13 protein-coding genes are annotated in these 15,363 nt (G+C 56.3%); 7 read left to right on the top strand and 6 right to left on the bottom strand.

The annotated features are described in order from the left end of the window. Window positions 1-63 precede the first annotated feature (63 nt). Window positions 64-1,467 (top strand): dihydrolipoyl dehydrogenase, encoded by a 1,404-nt coding sequence (gene lpdA, locus RA157_RS06070; protein ID WP_350335575.1) that lies wholly within the window; start codon window positions 64-66, stop codon window positions 1,465-1,467. Between the two features lie 49 nt (window positions 1,468-1,516). Here the strand turns inward: lpdA and RA157_RS06065 are convergent, their stop codons facing one another. Both RA157_RS06065 and RA157_RS06060 read right to left on the bottom strand, forming a co-directional pair. Next, a complete protein-coding gene (locus tag RA157_RS06065; RefSeq protein WP_350335574.1) occupies window positions 1,517-1,939 on the bottom strand; it encodes a hypothetical protein in 423 nt (140 codons plus the stop codon). A 159-nt stretch (window positions 1,940-2,098) separates the two neighbouring features. After that, a complete protein-coding gene (locus RA157_RS06060) occupies window positions 2,099-3,043 on the bottom strand; it encodes a tyrosine recombinase XerC (RefSeq protein ID WP_350335573.1) in 945 nt (314 codons plus the stop codon). Window positions 3,044-3,207: 164 nt separating this feature from the next. Here RA157_RS06060 and RA157_RS06055 point away from each other — a divergent pair, with 164 nt between their 5' ends. From RA157_RS06055 to RA157_RS06030, 6 genes are all read left to right on the top strand, one after another. Beyond that, window positions 3,208-5,394 (top strand): primosomal protein N', encoded by a 2,187-nt coding sequence (locus RA157_RS06055; protein ID WP_350335572.1) that lies wholly within the window; start codon window positions 3,208-3,210, stop codon window positions 5,392-5,394. 379 nt (window positions 5,395-5,773) lie between these two features. Beyond that, entirely contained in the window at window positions 5,774-6,334 is a 561-nt protein-coding gene (locus tag RA157_RS06050; RefSeq protein ID WP_350335571.1) for a F0F1 ATP synthase subunit delta, read from the top strand. Then, window positions 6,334-7,863 (top strand): F0F1 ATP synthase subunit alpha, encoded by a 1,530-nt coding sequence (gene atpA / locus RA157_RS06045; RefSeq protein WP_350335570.1) that lies wholly within the window; start codon window positions 6,334-6,336, stop codon window positions 7,861-7,863. Before RA157_RS06050 ends, atpA begins: the two co-directional genes overlap by 1 nt. 38 nt (window positions 7,864-7,901) lie before the next feature. Next, window positions 7,902-8,774 carry a F0F1 ATP synthase subunit gamma gene (locus RA157_RS06040; protein ID WP_350335569.1) on the top strand — a complete coding sequence of 291 codons (873 nt, stop codon included), beginning with the start codon at window positions 7,902-7,904 and terminating at the stop codon, window positions 8,772-8,774. A 26-nt stretch (window positions 8,775-8,800) separates the two neighbouring features. Beyond that, window positions 8,801-10,228 (top strand): F0F1 ATP synthase subunit beta, encoded by a 1,428-nt coding sequence (gene atpD, locus RA157_RS06035; protein WP_350335568.1) that lies wholly within the window; start codon window positions 8,801-8,803, stop codon window positions 10,226-10,228. A 44-nt stretch (window positions 10,229-10,272) separates the two neighbouring features. Beyond that, window positions 10,273-10,671 (top strand): F0F1 ATP synthase subunit epsilon, encoded by a 399-nt coding sequence (locus RA157_RS06030; protein WP_350335567.1) that lies wholly within the window; start codon window positions 10,273-10,275, stop codon window positions 10,669-10,671. A 79-nt stretch (window positions 10,672-10,750) separates the two neighbouring features. Here the strand turns inward: RA157_RS06030 and RA157_RS06025 are convergent, their stop codons facing one another. The 4 genes from RA157_RS06025 to RA157_RS06010 form a co-directional block, all read right to left on the bottom strand. Continuing rightward, a complete protein-coding gene (locus RA157_RS06025) occupies window positions 10,751-11,257 on the bottom strand; it encodes an RNA pyrophosphohydrolase (protein ID WP_350335566.1) in 507 nt (168 codons plus the stop codon). A 55-nt stretch (window positions 11,258-11,312) separates the two neighbouring features. Beyond that, window positions 11,313-12,491 carry a divergent polysaccharide deacetylase family protein gene (locus RA157_RS06020; RefSeq protein ID WP_350335565.1) on the bottom strand — a complete coding sequence of 393 codons (1,179 nt, stop codon included), beginning with the start codon at window positions 12,489-12,491 and terminating at the stop codon, window positions 11,313-11,315. Window positions 12,492-12,584: 93 nt separating this feature from the next. Continuing rightward, window positions 12,585-13,973 carry a S41 family peptidase gene (locus tag RA157_RS06015; RefSeq protein ID WP_350335564.1) on the bottom strand — a complete coding sequence of 463 codons (1,389 nt, stop codon included), beginning with the start codon at window positions 13,971-13,973 and terminating at the stop codon, window positions 12,585-12,587. Next, window positions 13,970-15,265 (bottom strand): murein hydrolase activator EnvC family protein, encoded by a 1,296-nt coding sequence (locus RA157_RS06010; protein WP_350335563.1) that lies wholly within the window; start codon window positions 15,263-15,265, stop codon window positions 13,970-13,972. Before RA157_RS06010 ends, RA157_RS06015 begins: the two co-directional genes overlap by 4 nt. Window positions 15,266-15,363 lie beyond the last annotated feature (98 nt).

The raw sequence follows: 15,363 nt of genomic DNA, 5'->3' as shown, positions 1-15,363 counted from the left end.
CTGCGCTTTTTCCTTTCTGTTGGGGGCTTTGCCCTCTTCCCTGACGACTTCGAGGGATTTGTTATGACGACCTATGATCTGACTGTCATCGGCACCGGGCCGGGTGGCTATGTGGCTGCGATTCGTGCGGCGCAACTGGGTATGAAAGTGGCGGTGGTCGAGAAACGCGCCACCCATGGCGGCACCTGCCTCAATGTGGGCTGCATCCCGTCCAAGGCTCTCTTGCATGCATCTGAGCTTTTTGAGGAAGCCGAGCATGAATTCGGAGCAATGGGCATCAAGATTGACAGCCCGAAGCTCGATATGAAGGCCATGATGGGCCACAAGGACGAAACGGTTGATGCCAATGTGAAGGGCGTCGAATTTCTCCTGAAGAAGAACAAGGTTGATACCTTCCATGGTCTTGGCACGATCACGGCACCGGGCAAGGTGCAGGTGACGCCGGATGAGGGAGAGGCGCAGACCGTTGAGACCAGGAATATCCTGATTGCTACCGGTTCGGATGTTGCCACCCTGCCGGGCATGGAGATTGATGAGAAGGTCGTTGTTTCCTCAACAGGCGCGCTTGAGCTGAAGGAACCGCCAAAGAAACTGGTTGTCGTTGGTGCCGGTGTAATCGGGCTGGAGCTTGGCTCCGTCTGGCGTCGTCTTGGTTCGCAGGTGACCGTCGTTGAGTTCCTGGACCGGATTCTGCCGGGTATGGATTCCGAGGTGGCCAAGAATTTCCAGCGGATGCTGAAAAAGCAGAAGATCGACTTCAAGCTGTCCAGCAAGGTCACAGGCATTGATACAAGTGGTGGCGGCGCAAAGGTTTCCATCGAGTCAGTGAAGAACGGCAAGACAGATGAGCTCGAGGCTGATGTGGTGCTTGTCGCTATCGGTCGCCGTCCCTATACGGATGGCCTTGGTCTGGACAAGGTTGGTGTTGAACTGGACGACCGCGGTCGGGTCAAGACGGATGCCCATTTCAAGACCAGTGTGGATGGCATCTATGCCATTGGTGATGTGATTGCCGGGCCCATGCTGGCGCACAAGGCCGAGGATGAAGGCGTCGCCTGTGCTGAAATGCTCGCCGGGCAGGTCGGACACGTCAATTATGACGTCATTCCTGGTGTTGTTTACACCATGCCGGAAGTGGCCAGTGTCGGGAAAACCGAAGATGAGCTGAAAGAGGCGGGCACCGCCTATACCAGCGGGACGTTCCCGTTTACCGCTAATGGCCGGGCACGAGCCCAGCGTCATACGGAAGGGTTTGTGAAAGTGCTGGCCTGTGCCAAGACCGATAGGGTTCTGGGTGTTCACATCGTGGCAGCCGGAGCTGGCGAGATGATCCATGAAGCGGCGGTCCTGATGGAATTCGGCGGTTCATCAGAAGATCTGGCGCGGACCTGTCACGCCCATCCGACCATGTCTGAAGCCGTCAAGGAAGCGGCGATGGCAGTTGAGAAGCGGGCCATCCACATGTAAGGGAATGGTGAATAACCACTTTGGAAAGGCTCCCGTTTCGGGGGCCTTTTTATTGCTCGCGTTTTAGTCGGTAGATTTTCCAGCCCTCGTCGTCTCCCCGGTTGTCACGATAGATGGACCAGAGATGGACAATCAGTTGGTCCTGGGTCGCTTTCTCCACTTTCACATGTCGGTCAGCACTGAACATCTTGTGGATGGCGTAGAGCTCGCCGCTATCGAGCCGCAAAGCCGGTGTACGAGCCCATTTGCAGTTACGGGGCGCGCATTTCACAAAACTGCGAATGTAGATAACCTTCTGGCCCTGAATGCAGTGTGTCTTGATCTCGACAGCGGCCAGTTCTTTCTTTTTTGCCGACGCATTGACCCAGGTTCCTGCTTCAGGTGTGAAGGAGCAGGCCATGGCCGATGGCCCGGACAGGGCGGCAAAAAGTGTGATGAGGGCAGACCAGCCGAATATCAGAAGCCAGCGCATTGGTTTCTCCCCGGACAAGCTCCGATGACGAAATTAGGCCGCATCATAGCGCTGGCCCGTTAGGAATGTGTTAAGGTTTGATACTAGGGCATTTTGTGTGAAAACGGAGTCACCTCAAATGCTCTATCTCTTTGTTCTCAAACATATCCTTGACTGTTGTCACTCGCTTCTCGGATGAGCTTTGTCGTAGAGGGCCAACAGGCTCCTTGTATCCACTTCCGTATAGATCTGGGTTGAGGATAGAGACGCATGGCCCAGAAGTTCCTGGATGGTTCTGAGATCACCGCCTTTGCCAAGCAGATGTGAGGCAAAGGAATGCCTGAGGGCATGGGGGGTGGCTGTATCCGGTAGACCGAGTGCTGATCGCAGGCGTTCCACCGCTTTCTGGATCAGGCGAGGGTTCAGCGGTCCGCCGCGGGCACCCCGGAACAGGGCATCGTCGGGGCCGGGGCTGTAGGGACAAAGGTGGAGATAATCCTCAACAGCCTCGCGGATAACCGGAAGAATGGGAACAAGACGTTCCTTGCCGCCCTTTCCAATAATCCTCAGAATGTCGGTCTTGCCTGTAGGGGCCTGCGACCGGGTGAGAGACAGAGCTTCCGATATACGAAGGCCTGCGCCATAGAGGAGCGTCAGGACGGCAGTGTCACGCGCCGCGATCCAGGGTTCTTCGCTGAGGCTGTTATCCAGAGAGACCACGGCTGTGGCGTTTGTTTCCGTCAAAGGTTTCGGCAATGTGCGGCCCTGCTTGGGGGCTCTGACCGCAGAAAAAGCCGCGCTGTTGACGAGACCTTCCCGTTCCATAAAGCGCATGAAGGAGCGAATGCCGGACAGGCCACGGGCCAGGCTGCGCGAGCCGATCCGGTCTGTGCGTCGCCAGGCCATGAAACTTCTGATATCGGAGGGTCGCAGGGTGCCTATATCGCTAATGGCCGGTGGGTGACCGAGATGCAGGGTCAGAAAAGACAGGAACTGGTCCATGTCCCGCTCATAGGCTTCCAGCGTTTTCATGGCGAGCCGTCGCTCTGAGCCAAGCCAGGTCTGCCACCTGTCCACTGCTGCGCGCAGTCTGGGAGCTGAATTGATGAGCGGGGCGGTGTTCATATAATCCCGTCCGGATTCTGAATCGGATTACCATTCCCTGTAAGCCTGCCGGAAAATGGTTGATGAAAGCCTGTCAGTGGATTGTTTCGCTGACGGTCAAAGCTCCGATATAGTCTGGCGTCTTCGAATCATATCATGATTGTACGTATGATCCTGTCTAATGAATGTCGTCCCGGGGGCACGTGGTGACCAGACTTGTTTCCGTTCTGCTGCCTGTGGGGGTTGATAAACCCTATTCCTATCGGGTTCCCGAAGGCCTGCCGCTTGCAGCCGGAGATATCGTACGCGTGCCGCTTGGCCCGCGTGAGGTGATGGGTGTTGTCTGGGATGATGGGCCGGAAGCGGTTGAGACCGCTCGGCTGAAGCCGGTGCTCGACCGGTATGATATCCCGCCAATAGATGCGGACCTGCGCCGGTTTGTTGACTGGATTGCCGATTACACCTTGTCCCAGCGTGGAATGGTGCTGCGTATGGTTCTGCGCCAGCCTGAAACGCTGGACAAAGGCAAGCCGATTGCCGGCATCCGCTTTACCGGCAATAAGCCTGACCGGATGACAGATGCGCGGCGACGTGTGCTCGATCGGGTTTCGGATGGGCTGTCCTGGTCGAAATCAGCGCTGGTGGACGCTTCAGGGGTCAGCGCCAGTGTGATTGAGGGGCTGGTTTCGCTCGGCACACTTGAACGAATCAGCCTGCCGCCTCCACCGGTGGCAGGGCCCGTGGATCCGGATTTTGCCCCCGCTAGGCTAAACGAAGAGCAACAGGTTGCAGCTGATGTGTGTTGCGAGGCCATTCGCTCAGGCCAATCACGCCCCGTGCTTCTGGATGGGGTGACAGGGGCAGGCAAGACGGAGGTTTACTTCGAGGCGATTGCAGAGACGATCCGACAGGGGCGACAGGCCCTTGTTCTGCTGCCCGAGATCGCACTTACATCGACCTTTGTTGAGCGTTTTGCCGCTCGCTTCGGTGCGCAGCCGGTGGAGTGGCATTCCGATATATCGGCAAAGAAAAAGGGTCGGATCTGGCGTGCTGTCGCCAATGGTGAGGCCGGTATCGTTATCGGCGCCCGGTCGGCTCTTTTCCTGCCCTATAAGGCGCTCGGGCTGATCGTGGTGGATGAGGAGCATGATACGGCTTACAAACAGGAGGACCGGGCTGTTTACAACGCGCGGGATATGGCTGTCGTGCGCGGCCATCTCTCTGGCTTTCCCGTTATTCTGTCGTCTGCGACCCCATCGGTTGAAACTCATGTGAACGCTGAGACAAAGCGGTATGACCGGGTCCTGTTGAAAGGGCGCTATTCAGGTCGGGCGCTGCCGGACCTGTCCGTTATCGATATGCGGCGGGATGGACCGGACCGTGGTGACTGGCTGGCCCCATCTCTTTGTCAGGCGATTATCGAGACCATGGCGCGGGGTGATCAAAGCCTCCTGTTTCTCAATCGAAGAGGCTACGCACCACTTACTCTCTGCAGGCAATGCGGCCATCGCTTCCAGTGCCCGAGCTGTTCGGCCTGGCTGGTGGAACACAGATTCCTCGGGCGGCTGGCTTGCCATCATTGCGGACATTTCGAGCCCAAGCCACCCGCCTGTCCGTCCTGCCAGGGAGAAGATACGCTTGTGGCCTGTGGCCCGGGGGTCGAGCGAATCGCCGAAGAGGTGGAGCAGAAGTTTCCGGACGCGCGAATCACGGTTCTGTCCAGCGACCAGGCCGGAGGTGTTCAGCGTCTGCGGGATGACTTTGCGGCAATTGCACGCGGTGAAACCGATATCATTATCGGGACACAGCTCGTGGCCAAAGGCCATACTTTTCCAGCCTTGACCCTTGTGGGCGTGGTGGATGCAGACCTGGGGCTGGCGCAGGGAGACCCGCGGGCTGCCGAAAGAACATTTCAGCTTTTGTCTCAGGTTACCGGTCGTGCCGGTCGCGTAAAAGGCGGGGGTCGTGGTCTGCTGCAAAGTTATATTCCCGAGCATCCCGTCCTGTCAGCCATTCTCGCGGGCGACAGAGAAGCCTTCTATGAGCGTGAGATAACCGAGCGCCAGCAGGCCGTCATGCCGCCCTTTGGCAGGTTGGCGGCCCTGGTCATTTCAGCAGAGCACAAGGATCGCGCCCAGGCCTTTGCGCGTCAGCTGGTTCTGTCAGCGCCCCGACATGGAGATGTGAGATTGCTGGGTCCGGCAGAGGCACCCCTGGCTGTGCTGCGCGGGCAATACCGTTTTCGGGTTCTCGTGCAGTCACCACGCAAACTGGACCTGTCCGGTTATCTCAGGCAATGGCTTGAGAGTGGACCCAAGCCGCGTGGCGGTGTCCGTCTGATGGTGGATGTTGATCCACAGAGCTTTCTCTGAAAAAGCGTCCGGCTTTTCCGCGTCGATATGCCTATTAGTTTTTCGTAGCAGATGGTGAAAACTGAATTTAGCCGAATTCCGGTGGGTTACGTGAATTTACTGTGGCGGAAAGGAGGGAACACCTTGATTTCTGACCATTATTTTCCGGAACTCTGCCCAGGGGGTGCCGGTTTGGGTGCATGGTTTGGCAAAAACGTTGGAAAAGAGTCTGTTACGCTGTATTGCGCCCGTCAAATTGGTGTGTTAGACGGAGCGCGGCTTTCGGGGGACCTGCATTCGTGGGACCTTCAAGACCCGGAACTTCCAAGCAAACTTGCCAAGGCCTGGCAAACCCAGCAGTTTACCAGAACACGGCATATGCCAGAGAGTTAGGGCCCACGTGACGGACAAGAATTCGAACATATCCGGCGTCGCAGAGCGATATGCCACCGCACTTTACGAATTGGCGGATGAGCAGGGTGCTGTTGCGGATGTCGAAAAGGCTCTCGCCGCTATCGGAGCTCTTATTGATGAGAGTGAAGATCTGCGGAGACTGATCGAGAGCCCGGTCTTTTCTGCCCAGGATCAGCAGGCTGCTATCGGCGCCGTGCTGGACAAGGCAGGTGTTAGCGGTATCGTCGGTAATTTTGTGCGTGTGACAGCTGGCAATCGCCGTCTGTTCGCGCTGCCCGGCATGATCCGCGCCTTCAAGATGATCGCTGCGCGTCAGCGCGGTGAGCAGTCTGCGCAGGTTGTTTCAGCCAGTAAACTGACGGCAGGGCAGGAAAAAGCTCTGGCGAAAGCTCTGAAAGAAGCAATTGGCAAAGACGTTTCCATCGACGCTTCAGTTGATCCGTCCCTGATTGGCGGGTTGGTTGTTCGCGTCGGTTCTCGCCAAATCGACACGTCCGTCAGGACGAAGCTCAATTCCCTTAAGATTGCACTGAAAGAGGTCGGCTGATGGATATTCGGGCCGCGGAAATTTCCGCAATCCTCAAAGAGCAGATCAAAGGCTTCGGCGCTGAAGCTGAAGTTTCTGAAGTTGGTCAGGTGCTCTCCGTCGGCGACGGTATCGCCCGTGTTTATGGTCTGGACAATGTACAGGCTGGTGAACTGGTTGAATTCCCAGGTGGCATTAAAGGCATGGCCCTGAACCTCGAAACCGACAATGTCGGTGTGGTTCTGTTCGGTGATGACCGCGCCATTAAAGAAGGTGACACTGTTAAGCGGACAGGTTCCATTGTGGACGTGCCGGTTGGCAAGGGTCTTCTGGGTCGCGTTGTTGACGCTCTGGGTAACCCGATCGATGGCAAAGGCCCGATCGAGTCCGATACCCGCGCTCGTGTGGACGTGAAGGCGCCAGGCATTCTGCCGCGTAAATCCGTGCATGAGCCGATGTCAACCGGTCTCAAGGCTGTTGATGCTCTTATCCCGGTTGGTCGTGGCCAGCGTGAGCTGATCATTGGTGACCGTCAGACCGGTAAGACCGCCATCATTCTGGATACCTTCCTGAACCAGAAGCCGATCCATGACAATGGTCCGGACGCAGACAAGCTGTACTGCATCTATGTGGCTGTTGGTCAGAAGCGTTCGACTGTTGCCCAGTTCGTGAAGGTTCTCGAAGAGCGTGGCGCTCTTGAATATTCCGTTGTGATTGCGGCGACCGCTTCCGATCCGGCTCCGATGCAGTTCCTTGCACCGTTCACCGGCTGTGCGATTGGCGAGTTCTTCCGTGACAATGGCATGCATGCCGTGATCGGTTATGACGATCTGTCCAAACAGGCTGTTTCCTACCGTCAGATGTCCCTGCTGCTCCGTCGTCCTCCGGGGCGTGAAGCTTTCCCGGGTGACGTTTTCTACCTGCACTCCCGTCTGCTTGAGCGCTCTGCGAAGCTCAATGAAGATCATGGTGCCGGTTCTCTGACCGCTCTGCCGGTTATTGAGACCCAGGGTAACGACGTGTCGGCCTTTATTCCGACAAACGTGATTTCCATTACCGATGGTCAGATCTTCCTTGAGACAGATCTGTTCTACCAGGGTATCCGTCCGGCCGTGAACGTTGGTCTGTCCGTGTCTCGAGTGGGTTCTTCCGCTCAGATCAAGGCCATGAAGCAGGTTGCCGGTACGATTAAGGGTGAGCTTGCCCAGTATCGTGAGATGGCAGCGTTCGCCCAGTTCGGTTCTGACCTTGATGCGGCAACGCAGAAGCTTCTGAACCGCGGTGCCCGTCTGACCGAGCTTCTGAAACAGCCGCAGTTCTCTCCGCTCAAGACGGAAGAGCAGGTTGCTGTTATCTTTGCCGGTGTGAACGGTTATCTCGATAATCTGGAGCTGAAACAGGTTGGTGCGTTCGAAGAAGGTCTTCTATCCTTCATTCGTGCAGAGCACGGAGCTGTTCTTGATGGCATTCGCGATCAGAAGCAGCTTACCGACGAGCTTCGTGACAAGCTCAAATCAGCTATCGACGCCTTTGCCAAGACGTTCGCTTAACAGCGGACGTTACAGCAAGGTGAGGAATAGGGGCGGTCATGCCGAGCCTTAAAGACCTCCGAAATCGTATCGCCTCGGTCAAGGCGACGCAGAAGATTACAAAGGCCATGCAGATGGTCGCGGCTGCAAAACTGCGTCGCGCCCAGGCAGCGGCTGAATCTGCGCGCCCCTATGCCGAGCGGATGAGCACTGTTCTTGCGAATATTGCTTCCAACACTGCCCAGGAAGGTGCACCACGTCTGATCGCCGGAACCGGTTCTGATCAGGTGCATCTGCTTCTGGTCTGCACTGCAGAACGCGGTCTGTGCGGTGGCTTCAATTCGTCCATCGCGCGGCTGGCCCGTGAAAAAGCCCGGTCTTTGAAAGGCCAGGGCAAGACCGTCAAGATCCTCTGCGTTGGCAAGAAGGGTTTTGATGCGATGAAACGGGAATTCGCATCTGACATTCTTGACACGATCGACCTGCGTGCGGTCAAGCGTCTGGCTTATGCAGATGCAGATGCAATCGGTCGCCGTGTTCTTCAGATGTTTGATGCTGGTGAGTATGATGTCTGCACGATGTTCTACTCCGAGTTCCAGTCAGTGATCAGCCAGATCCCGACAGCGCATCAGATTGTTCCAGCCCGTTTCGACAATGACAGCGCTCAGGATGATGCCGCTGTTTACGAATATGAGCCGGGTGAAGAAGAGATCCTTGAAGATCTGCTTCCGCGCAATGTCAGTGTCCAGATCTTCCGGGCGCTGCTTGAAAACTCCGCGTCCGAGCAGGGTGCGCGTATGTCCGCTATGGATAATGCGACACGCAATGCGGGCGAGATGATCGACGGATTGACGCTTAGCTATAACAGGCAGCGTCAGGCGCAGATCACCAAGGAACTGATTGAAATTATTTCGGGCGCGGAAGCGCTCTGAGCCTAACGAATTACGAGGAAAGACCGATGGCAAAAAACAAGGCTACCGGACGTATTTCGCAGGTGATCGGCGCCGTTGTCGACGTTCAATTCGACGGCGAACTGCCTCCGATCCTCAATGCTCTTGAAACTCAGAACCAGGGCAACCGCCTTGTTCTGGAAGTTGCTCAGCATCTTGGCGAGAACACCGTTCGCACAATCGCTATGGACACATCTGAAGGCCTGGTTCGCGGCCAGGATGTGGTCGACACGGGTGAGCCGATCGCTGTGCCTGTTGGTAGCGAGACGCTTGGTCGTATCATGAACGTGGTTGGCGAGCCGGTTGACGAAGCCGGTGAAGTCAAGACATCTGCGACCCGCACCATTCACCAGCCAGCTCCGGAATATGTTGAGCAGTCAACAGAAGCCGAAATTCTGGTAACAGGCATCAAGGTTGTTGACCTTCTCGCTCCTTACGCAAAGGGTGGTAAGATTGGTCTGTTCGGCGGTGCCGGTGTTGGCAAGACCGTTCTGATCATGGAACTGATCAACAACGTTGCTAAAGCCCACGGTGGTTATTCTGTTTTCGCCGGTGTTGGTGAGCGTACCCGTGAGGGTAACGACCTGTACTGGGAAATGATCGAATCCGGCGTGAACAAAGAAGGCGGTGGCGAGGGTTCAAAATGTGCCTTGGTTTACGGTCAGATGAACGAACCTCCCGGAGCCCGTGCCCGTGTTGCTCTGACCGGTCTGACGGTTGCTGAGCACTTCCGTGATGAAGGCCAGGACGTTCTGTTCTTCGTGGACAACATCTTCCGCTTCACCCAGGCTGGTTCCGAGGTGTCTGCTCTGCTCGGACGTATTCCGTCCGCTGTGGGTTATCAGCCGACACTGGCCACTGACATGGGTGCCCTGCAGGAGCGTATTACCACGACGACTAAGGGTTCCATTACATCGGTTCAGGCCATTTACGTGCCGGCCGATGACTTGACCGACCCTGCTCCTGCAACATCCTTCGCCCACTTGGATGCGACGACGGTTCTGAACCGTTCGATTGCTGAAAAGGGTATTTATCCGGCTGTGGATCCGCTTGACTCCACCTCCCGTATGCTTGACCCGCGTATCATCGGTGAAGAGCATTACGACGTGGCTCGTCAGGTTCAGGCTATTCTTCAGCGCTACAAGGCCCTGCAGGATATCATCGCGATCCTGGGTATGGACGAACTGTCTGAAGAAGATAAGCTCGCCGTTTCCCGTGCTCGTAAGATCGAACGCTTCCTGTCTCAGCCGTTCCACGTTGCTGAGGTCTTCACCGGCGCGCCTGGTAAACTGGTTGCTCTCGAAGACACGATCAAGAGCTTTAAAGCCCTCTGTTCCGGTGAGTATGACCACCTTCCGGAAGCTGCATTTTATATGTGCGGTGGTATCGATGAAGCCATTGAGAAAGCTCAAAAACTTGCAGCGGATGCAGCCTAAGGCTGCGCTCCTGCGGGTAAGAACTAATCGGACAGGGAACGATTATGGCCAATGTGTTCAAGTTTGAGCTGGTGTCTCCGGAACGGCTGGTGCTCTCGGCCGAGGTGAGCGAAGTCGTTGTTCCGGGTTCCGAAGGCTTTTTCGGTGTCATGAAAGATCATGCGCCATTCGTCTCCACACTGTCTCCAGGTGTTCTCCTGGCCAAGACAGAAAGCGGAGAGGAAAAGAAGATCTTTGTGCGTGGCGGTTTCGCGGAAATCGGCAGCAATGGTCTGACGGTTCTGGCTGAAGAGGCGATTTCGGTTGATGAACTCGATGCAGAGGCAATTGCCTCCCGCATCAAGAATGCTGAAGAAGATTTGGCTGATGCACAGACCGATGATGCGCGCTCTGAAGCAGCTTTGCGTTTGGAGCGCTTGAAGGACCTTCAGGCAGCTGCCTGATCAGAGGCATCATTTTGGAAATTAAAACACCCGCCGATTTGGCGGGTGTTTTTTTATGCGTGCTGCTGGAGCGGATATCTCACGGCTTTGAAAGCCTGGAGAACTCCGTGACCAGTTCCTGATAGAGTGCCCGCTTGAAGGGGACGATGAGTGCTGGAACCTTGGCGAGATCTTCCCAGCGCCAGTCTTCGAATTCCGGCTTATGGGCGCCCTCTGCCGGAGTTTCGATGTTGATCTCGTTTTCGTCCCCGTCAAAGCGAAAGGCAAACCACTTCTGGGTCTGACCCTTGAACTGGCCTTTCCAGCTCTTCTTTCTCACATCTTCGGGAATATCGTAGCTTTTCCAGTCGTCGGTTTCAGCCAGGAGGCTGATTGAGCGGATATTGGTTTCTTCATAAAGCTCACGGACAGCGGCATTATAGGGTTCCTCCCCGGGGTCTATACCGCCCTGCGGCATTTGCCAGGCAAAATCCAGAGCAGGCTTGCCGGTCTTCTGCAGGCGTTTGCCAATCCAGACCTGGCCGTTCTTGTTGAACAGGAGAATACCCACGCACGGGCGATATCCCGGTTTCGGCTGTGACGTCATGAAGAATGTGTCCCTGAAAGTAACTCAGATAATCCTGAATTCGTATCTCGTGAGATCAGCCTGCATCTGCCCGTGACTGGATTGCGGCGCTGATCGGTACCAGAACAATACCGCGATCTTCTGCCTCCCGAGCCCAACGATTGATAACATCAATGGAAATCGGATATGCGGAGGCAACGCCAACGGCCAGACCTCGTTCCCGCGCAATAGCTTCGAGCTGCAGAAGCCGTCCTTCAATGGATGGCCCGTCCGGAAGGCCATCGACGATGAGATCGGCTCTTAGGCTGGGCATGTCGATTTCCTGCGTCAGATTAAGGGCCTGACTACGTGGCGAGCTGCCATCATCGACGTAATACAGGCCGCGTTTCTGGAGTTCCTTGAGGGTGGCTCCAAAGGCGGAATCGTCTGACGAATAGCGAGCGCCCATGTAGTTGACCACGCCTGCATAGGTGGTCATCTGAGCGAGCACCCAGTGAAGGCGATCAAGGTTTTCGGTTGGCTTCAGTGACGTCAATAGCGTATGGGGGCCGGGGTCGTTGTTCGGGAAGTCGTACGGCTCCATCGGCACCTGCAGAACAAGCTCGTGGCCTTTCTGCCGCGCCTTCCGGACCAGATTGTCCAGACGCTGACCATATGGTGCGAAGGCCAGTGTGACATCGACGGGCAGAGCTTCCAGAGCCTGATCGGATGTGCCAGCGCTGAGGCCTATCCCGCCGACAACAATGGCGACGCGTGGCAGGTTTGCATTAAGAGTTGCCGCATCTACTGGTCGGGCATAGGCCTGTGCCGGGCTTGTGCCATCTGAGGCAACCTTTGGTAGGAAACCGGCTGCAGTCTTCTCAAGCAATTGCTCCCGCGGAGTAATGGCGATTGCGTCAATTGTGGGGTCGGTGGGATCCCTCACGGTGACCACATCAACAGGCGGAGGGCCTGGATCGTCGTCAGTTGTCGTCTTCTCTGTTTGGTCTTTATTCGATCGTCCGCCAGGTTCTTCATCCAGATTTGTGCGAAGGCCTATGACGCCGATATCAGAGCTGGACAGGGCAGTTTCAGTGTCGGCCAGTTCCACCACTTTGCGGGGCTCGCCCCCAAGCGGGTCATCGACCAGAAAGATCCACCCGGCGAGGGTGGCGGAAAACACAATCAGAAAACTCAGAACGACAAATGGTGTTGGTATGCCAAACAGCGCGTTTCGGCTTTTCCCTTGGATCGGGGCGGACAAGTCGTCTGTCATCTGTTGTTCATTCCCGCGCTAGAGCGCGTCCATTCTCCGGTTGAGAGACGGGGACGCCTGCCGAATCATGATCCGGCAGGCTGATAGTGTCAATCAGTTCGGGATACCGGCATTGGGATCCGGCGGAAAGGCTGCGTGCTTTTCAATGCCGCGCAGAAGATCCAATGCGTAGTTGAGCTGCTTGTCGTCTTTCGGGTCTGCAGGAACATAGACCGACGATCCGGATTCTTCCTTCTTCTTGGTCTTGTCTTCCTGCTCGGTTGCTTCCGGCTGCTTCTTGGTCTCACCTTCTGACTGATTGTCATTTTCAAGATGACCGCGAAGACCGGCTTCACCGCGCGCCTGAACGCGACCCTTCAGGTCGTCGGGGATGTCCTGGAGAATTTGCACATCTGGATCAATACCCTTGGCCTGAATGGAGCGACCGGACGGTGTGTAATACCGCGCTGTGGTCAGGCGCATGGCACCATTTGCTCCAAGCGGGAAAATGGTCTGCACCGAGCCTTTGCCGAATGAACGGGTGCCGACAATTGTTGCCCGCTTGTGATCCTGCAAGGCGCCAGCAACGATCTCAGATGCTGAGGCCGAGCCGCCGTTCATCAGAACAACGATCGGCTTGCCTTTGGTCAGATCACCGGCACGGGCCGCGAATCTCTGTGCCGACTGGCCGTCACGGCCACGGGTCGAGACAATCTCCCCCTTGTCGAGGAAACTGTCGGAAATCGAAATGGCCTGATCGAGCAGACCGCCCGGATTGTTGCGAAGATCAATGATGAAGCCCTTGAGCTTTTCAGCCGGGATTTTTTCGCTGAGCTTCTTGATCGCGTCTTCAAGACCTGTCTGGGACTGCTCATTGAACTGGGTGACGCGCACATATCCGATATCGCCCTCTTCACGGAAGCGGACGGAGCGGATGCGGATAACATCACGGATAATTTCGATCTCAAGCGGTTCTGCTGCATCCTGACGGATAATGGTCAGCAGGATCGGCTTCTTGACAGGGCCGCGCATTCGATCGACAGCCTGCTCAAGGGTCAGGCCCCGGACTTCCTCGCCATCGAGATGGGAAATCAGGTCCCCGGCCAGAACTCCGGCCTTGTGAGCTGGCGTGTCATCAATGGGTGCTACCACCTTGACGAGGCCGTTTTCCATGGTGACCTCAATACCAAGGCCGCCAAATTCACCGCGCGTCTGGGTCTGCATGTCCTGGAAGCTGTCCGCATTCAGGAAAGAGGAATGCGGGTCCAGAGATGTCAGCATGCCGTTAATGGCAGATTCGATCAGCTTCTTCTCTTCCGGTTTCTCGACATAATCGGATCGGATGCGGTCAAAAACATCACCGAACAGATTGAGCTGACGATAAATGTCCGAATCGGTGGCATGGGCCTGACCGGACAATGACAGGTGCACCTGCGATGCGCCAATAACAGCAACAGCACCGAGCACGGTTCCTGCGAGGAAAAGCGAGGCCTTGCGAATCATCCACTTACCTTTTTATCAATCTGACGGATCCACCAAGGTGAAGGATCAATCGGTTTTCCGTCTTTTCGAAATTCAACATAGAGAATAGGACGGTTTGCTTTCAAATCCAAGGCAGCAGCACTAGCAATTCTTTGTGTTCCCATTGTGCCGACAGGCTCTCCGGCGAGCACAAATTGCCCGGGTTCGACGTTCAGAGTCTGCATGCCCGAAATCAGGATATGGTACCCGTCACCAGGATTAAGGATAAGAAGCTGTCCATAGCTTCGATAGGGGGCTGCATAGAGCACCCAGCCGTCGGCGGGGGCCGTGACCTGGGCGGCTGCGCGAGTGGCGAGAGCCAGACCCTGGGATCGGGTTCCGAAGCCGTCATGTTCACCAAAGGCTCTGAGGCGTACGCCCTGAACGGGCAGAGGAAGCAGGCCCTTGGCATTGGGGAAAGAAATAGCCGGCGCGATACGAGCCGTATCTGCAAGGGCATCGGCCTTCTCTTCAAGACTCTGCCTGATCTCGTCGGCCTGACGTTTCAATGCGGCAATCTCTGCGGCCTTACGGGCATCGGCTACCGACTTCAGTTCTTTTTCAAGCGCTGTGATCAGGTCTTTCAGAGTATCCGCTTCAGCGGCGAGCTCACTTGCTCTTTCCTGTTCTTTCTGCAGGTCAGCGGCAAAGCGGGACCGGCTCTGGTCACGTTTTTCAATCAGAAGCCTGATCCGCTCCTGTTCGGAGGCCAGTTGTGTTGCGTCGGCTTTCAGGCTGGCGGTTTCCTGCTCAAGGCCGGTGCGAACCTGCTTCAGGCGATCCAGGTCAGCGACAAGGGCCTGGGCTTCCACCTGAAGGCCAGGAATCAACGTGCCAAGAACAATTGCCGATCGCACGGCGCTCAGAGCGTCATCGGGATGAACGGCCAGGGCCGGTGGTGGATTACGGCCCATGCGCTGAATGGCAGCGAGAATATCCGCCAGCACATCCTGACGGGCTGCCAGCGACCGTCGAATAGCGCCCTCTTCACCGGACAGGATTGCCAGCCGCTCTTCGGTCTCGGTCAGTCGCCCCTCAAGGGCCTTGGTCCGCTCGCCAGCCTTGATCAGTTCCTTGTTCAGGGAGGCCCGATTCTCTTCTATGCGAGCTATTTCACGCTTGAGTCTCGATTGCTCATCATTGGTGAGGCTGATGGAGGTGATGAGTGTTTTCAGGTCATTCTGGCGTTGCTTCAGGCGACTTTCGATCGTTTCTGACTCAGACCCTGCGAGAACAGCCTCGCTGATGGCGTGTTGCGGGGATGTCGTAGACAAGACAAGAGCAAGGCTGAGCGTAGCGGCGATTGTTCGCCACGGGGCTCCTGGGAGGCATGATGTTTGGCCTGTCCGCTCTTGCTGCATGGTACTCGAAT

The sequence above is a fragment of the Coralliovum pocilloporae genome, assembly GCF_030845175.1.
In the GTDB taxonomy this organism is placed as follows: Bacteria; Pseudomonadota; Alphaproteobacteria; order Rhizobiales; family Cohaesibacteraceae; genus Coralliovum; species Coralliovum pocilloporae.
This window is presented reverse-complemented; position numbering and strand designations above follow the sequence as displayed.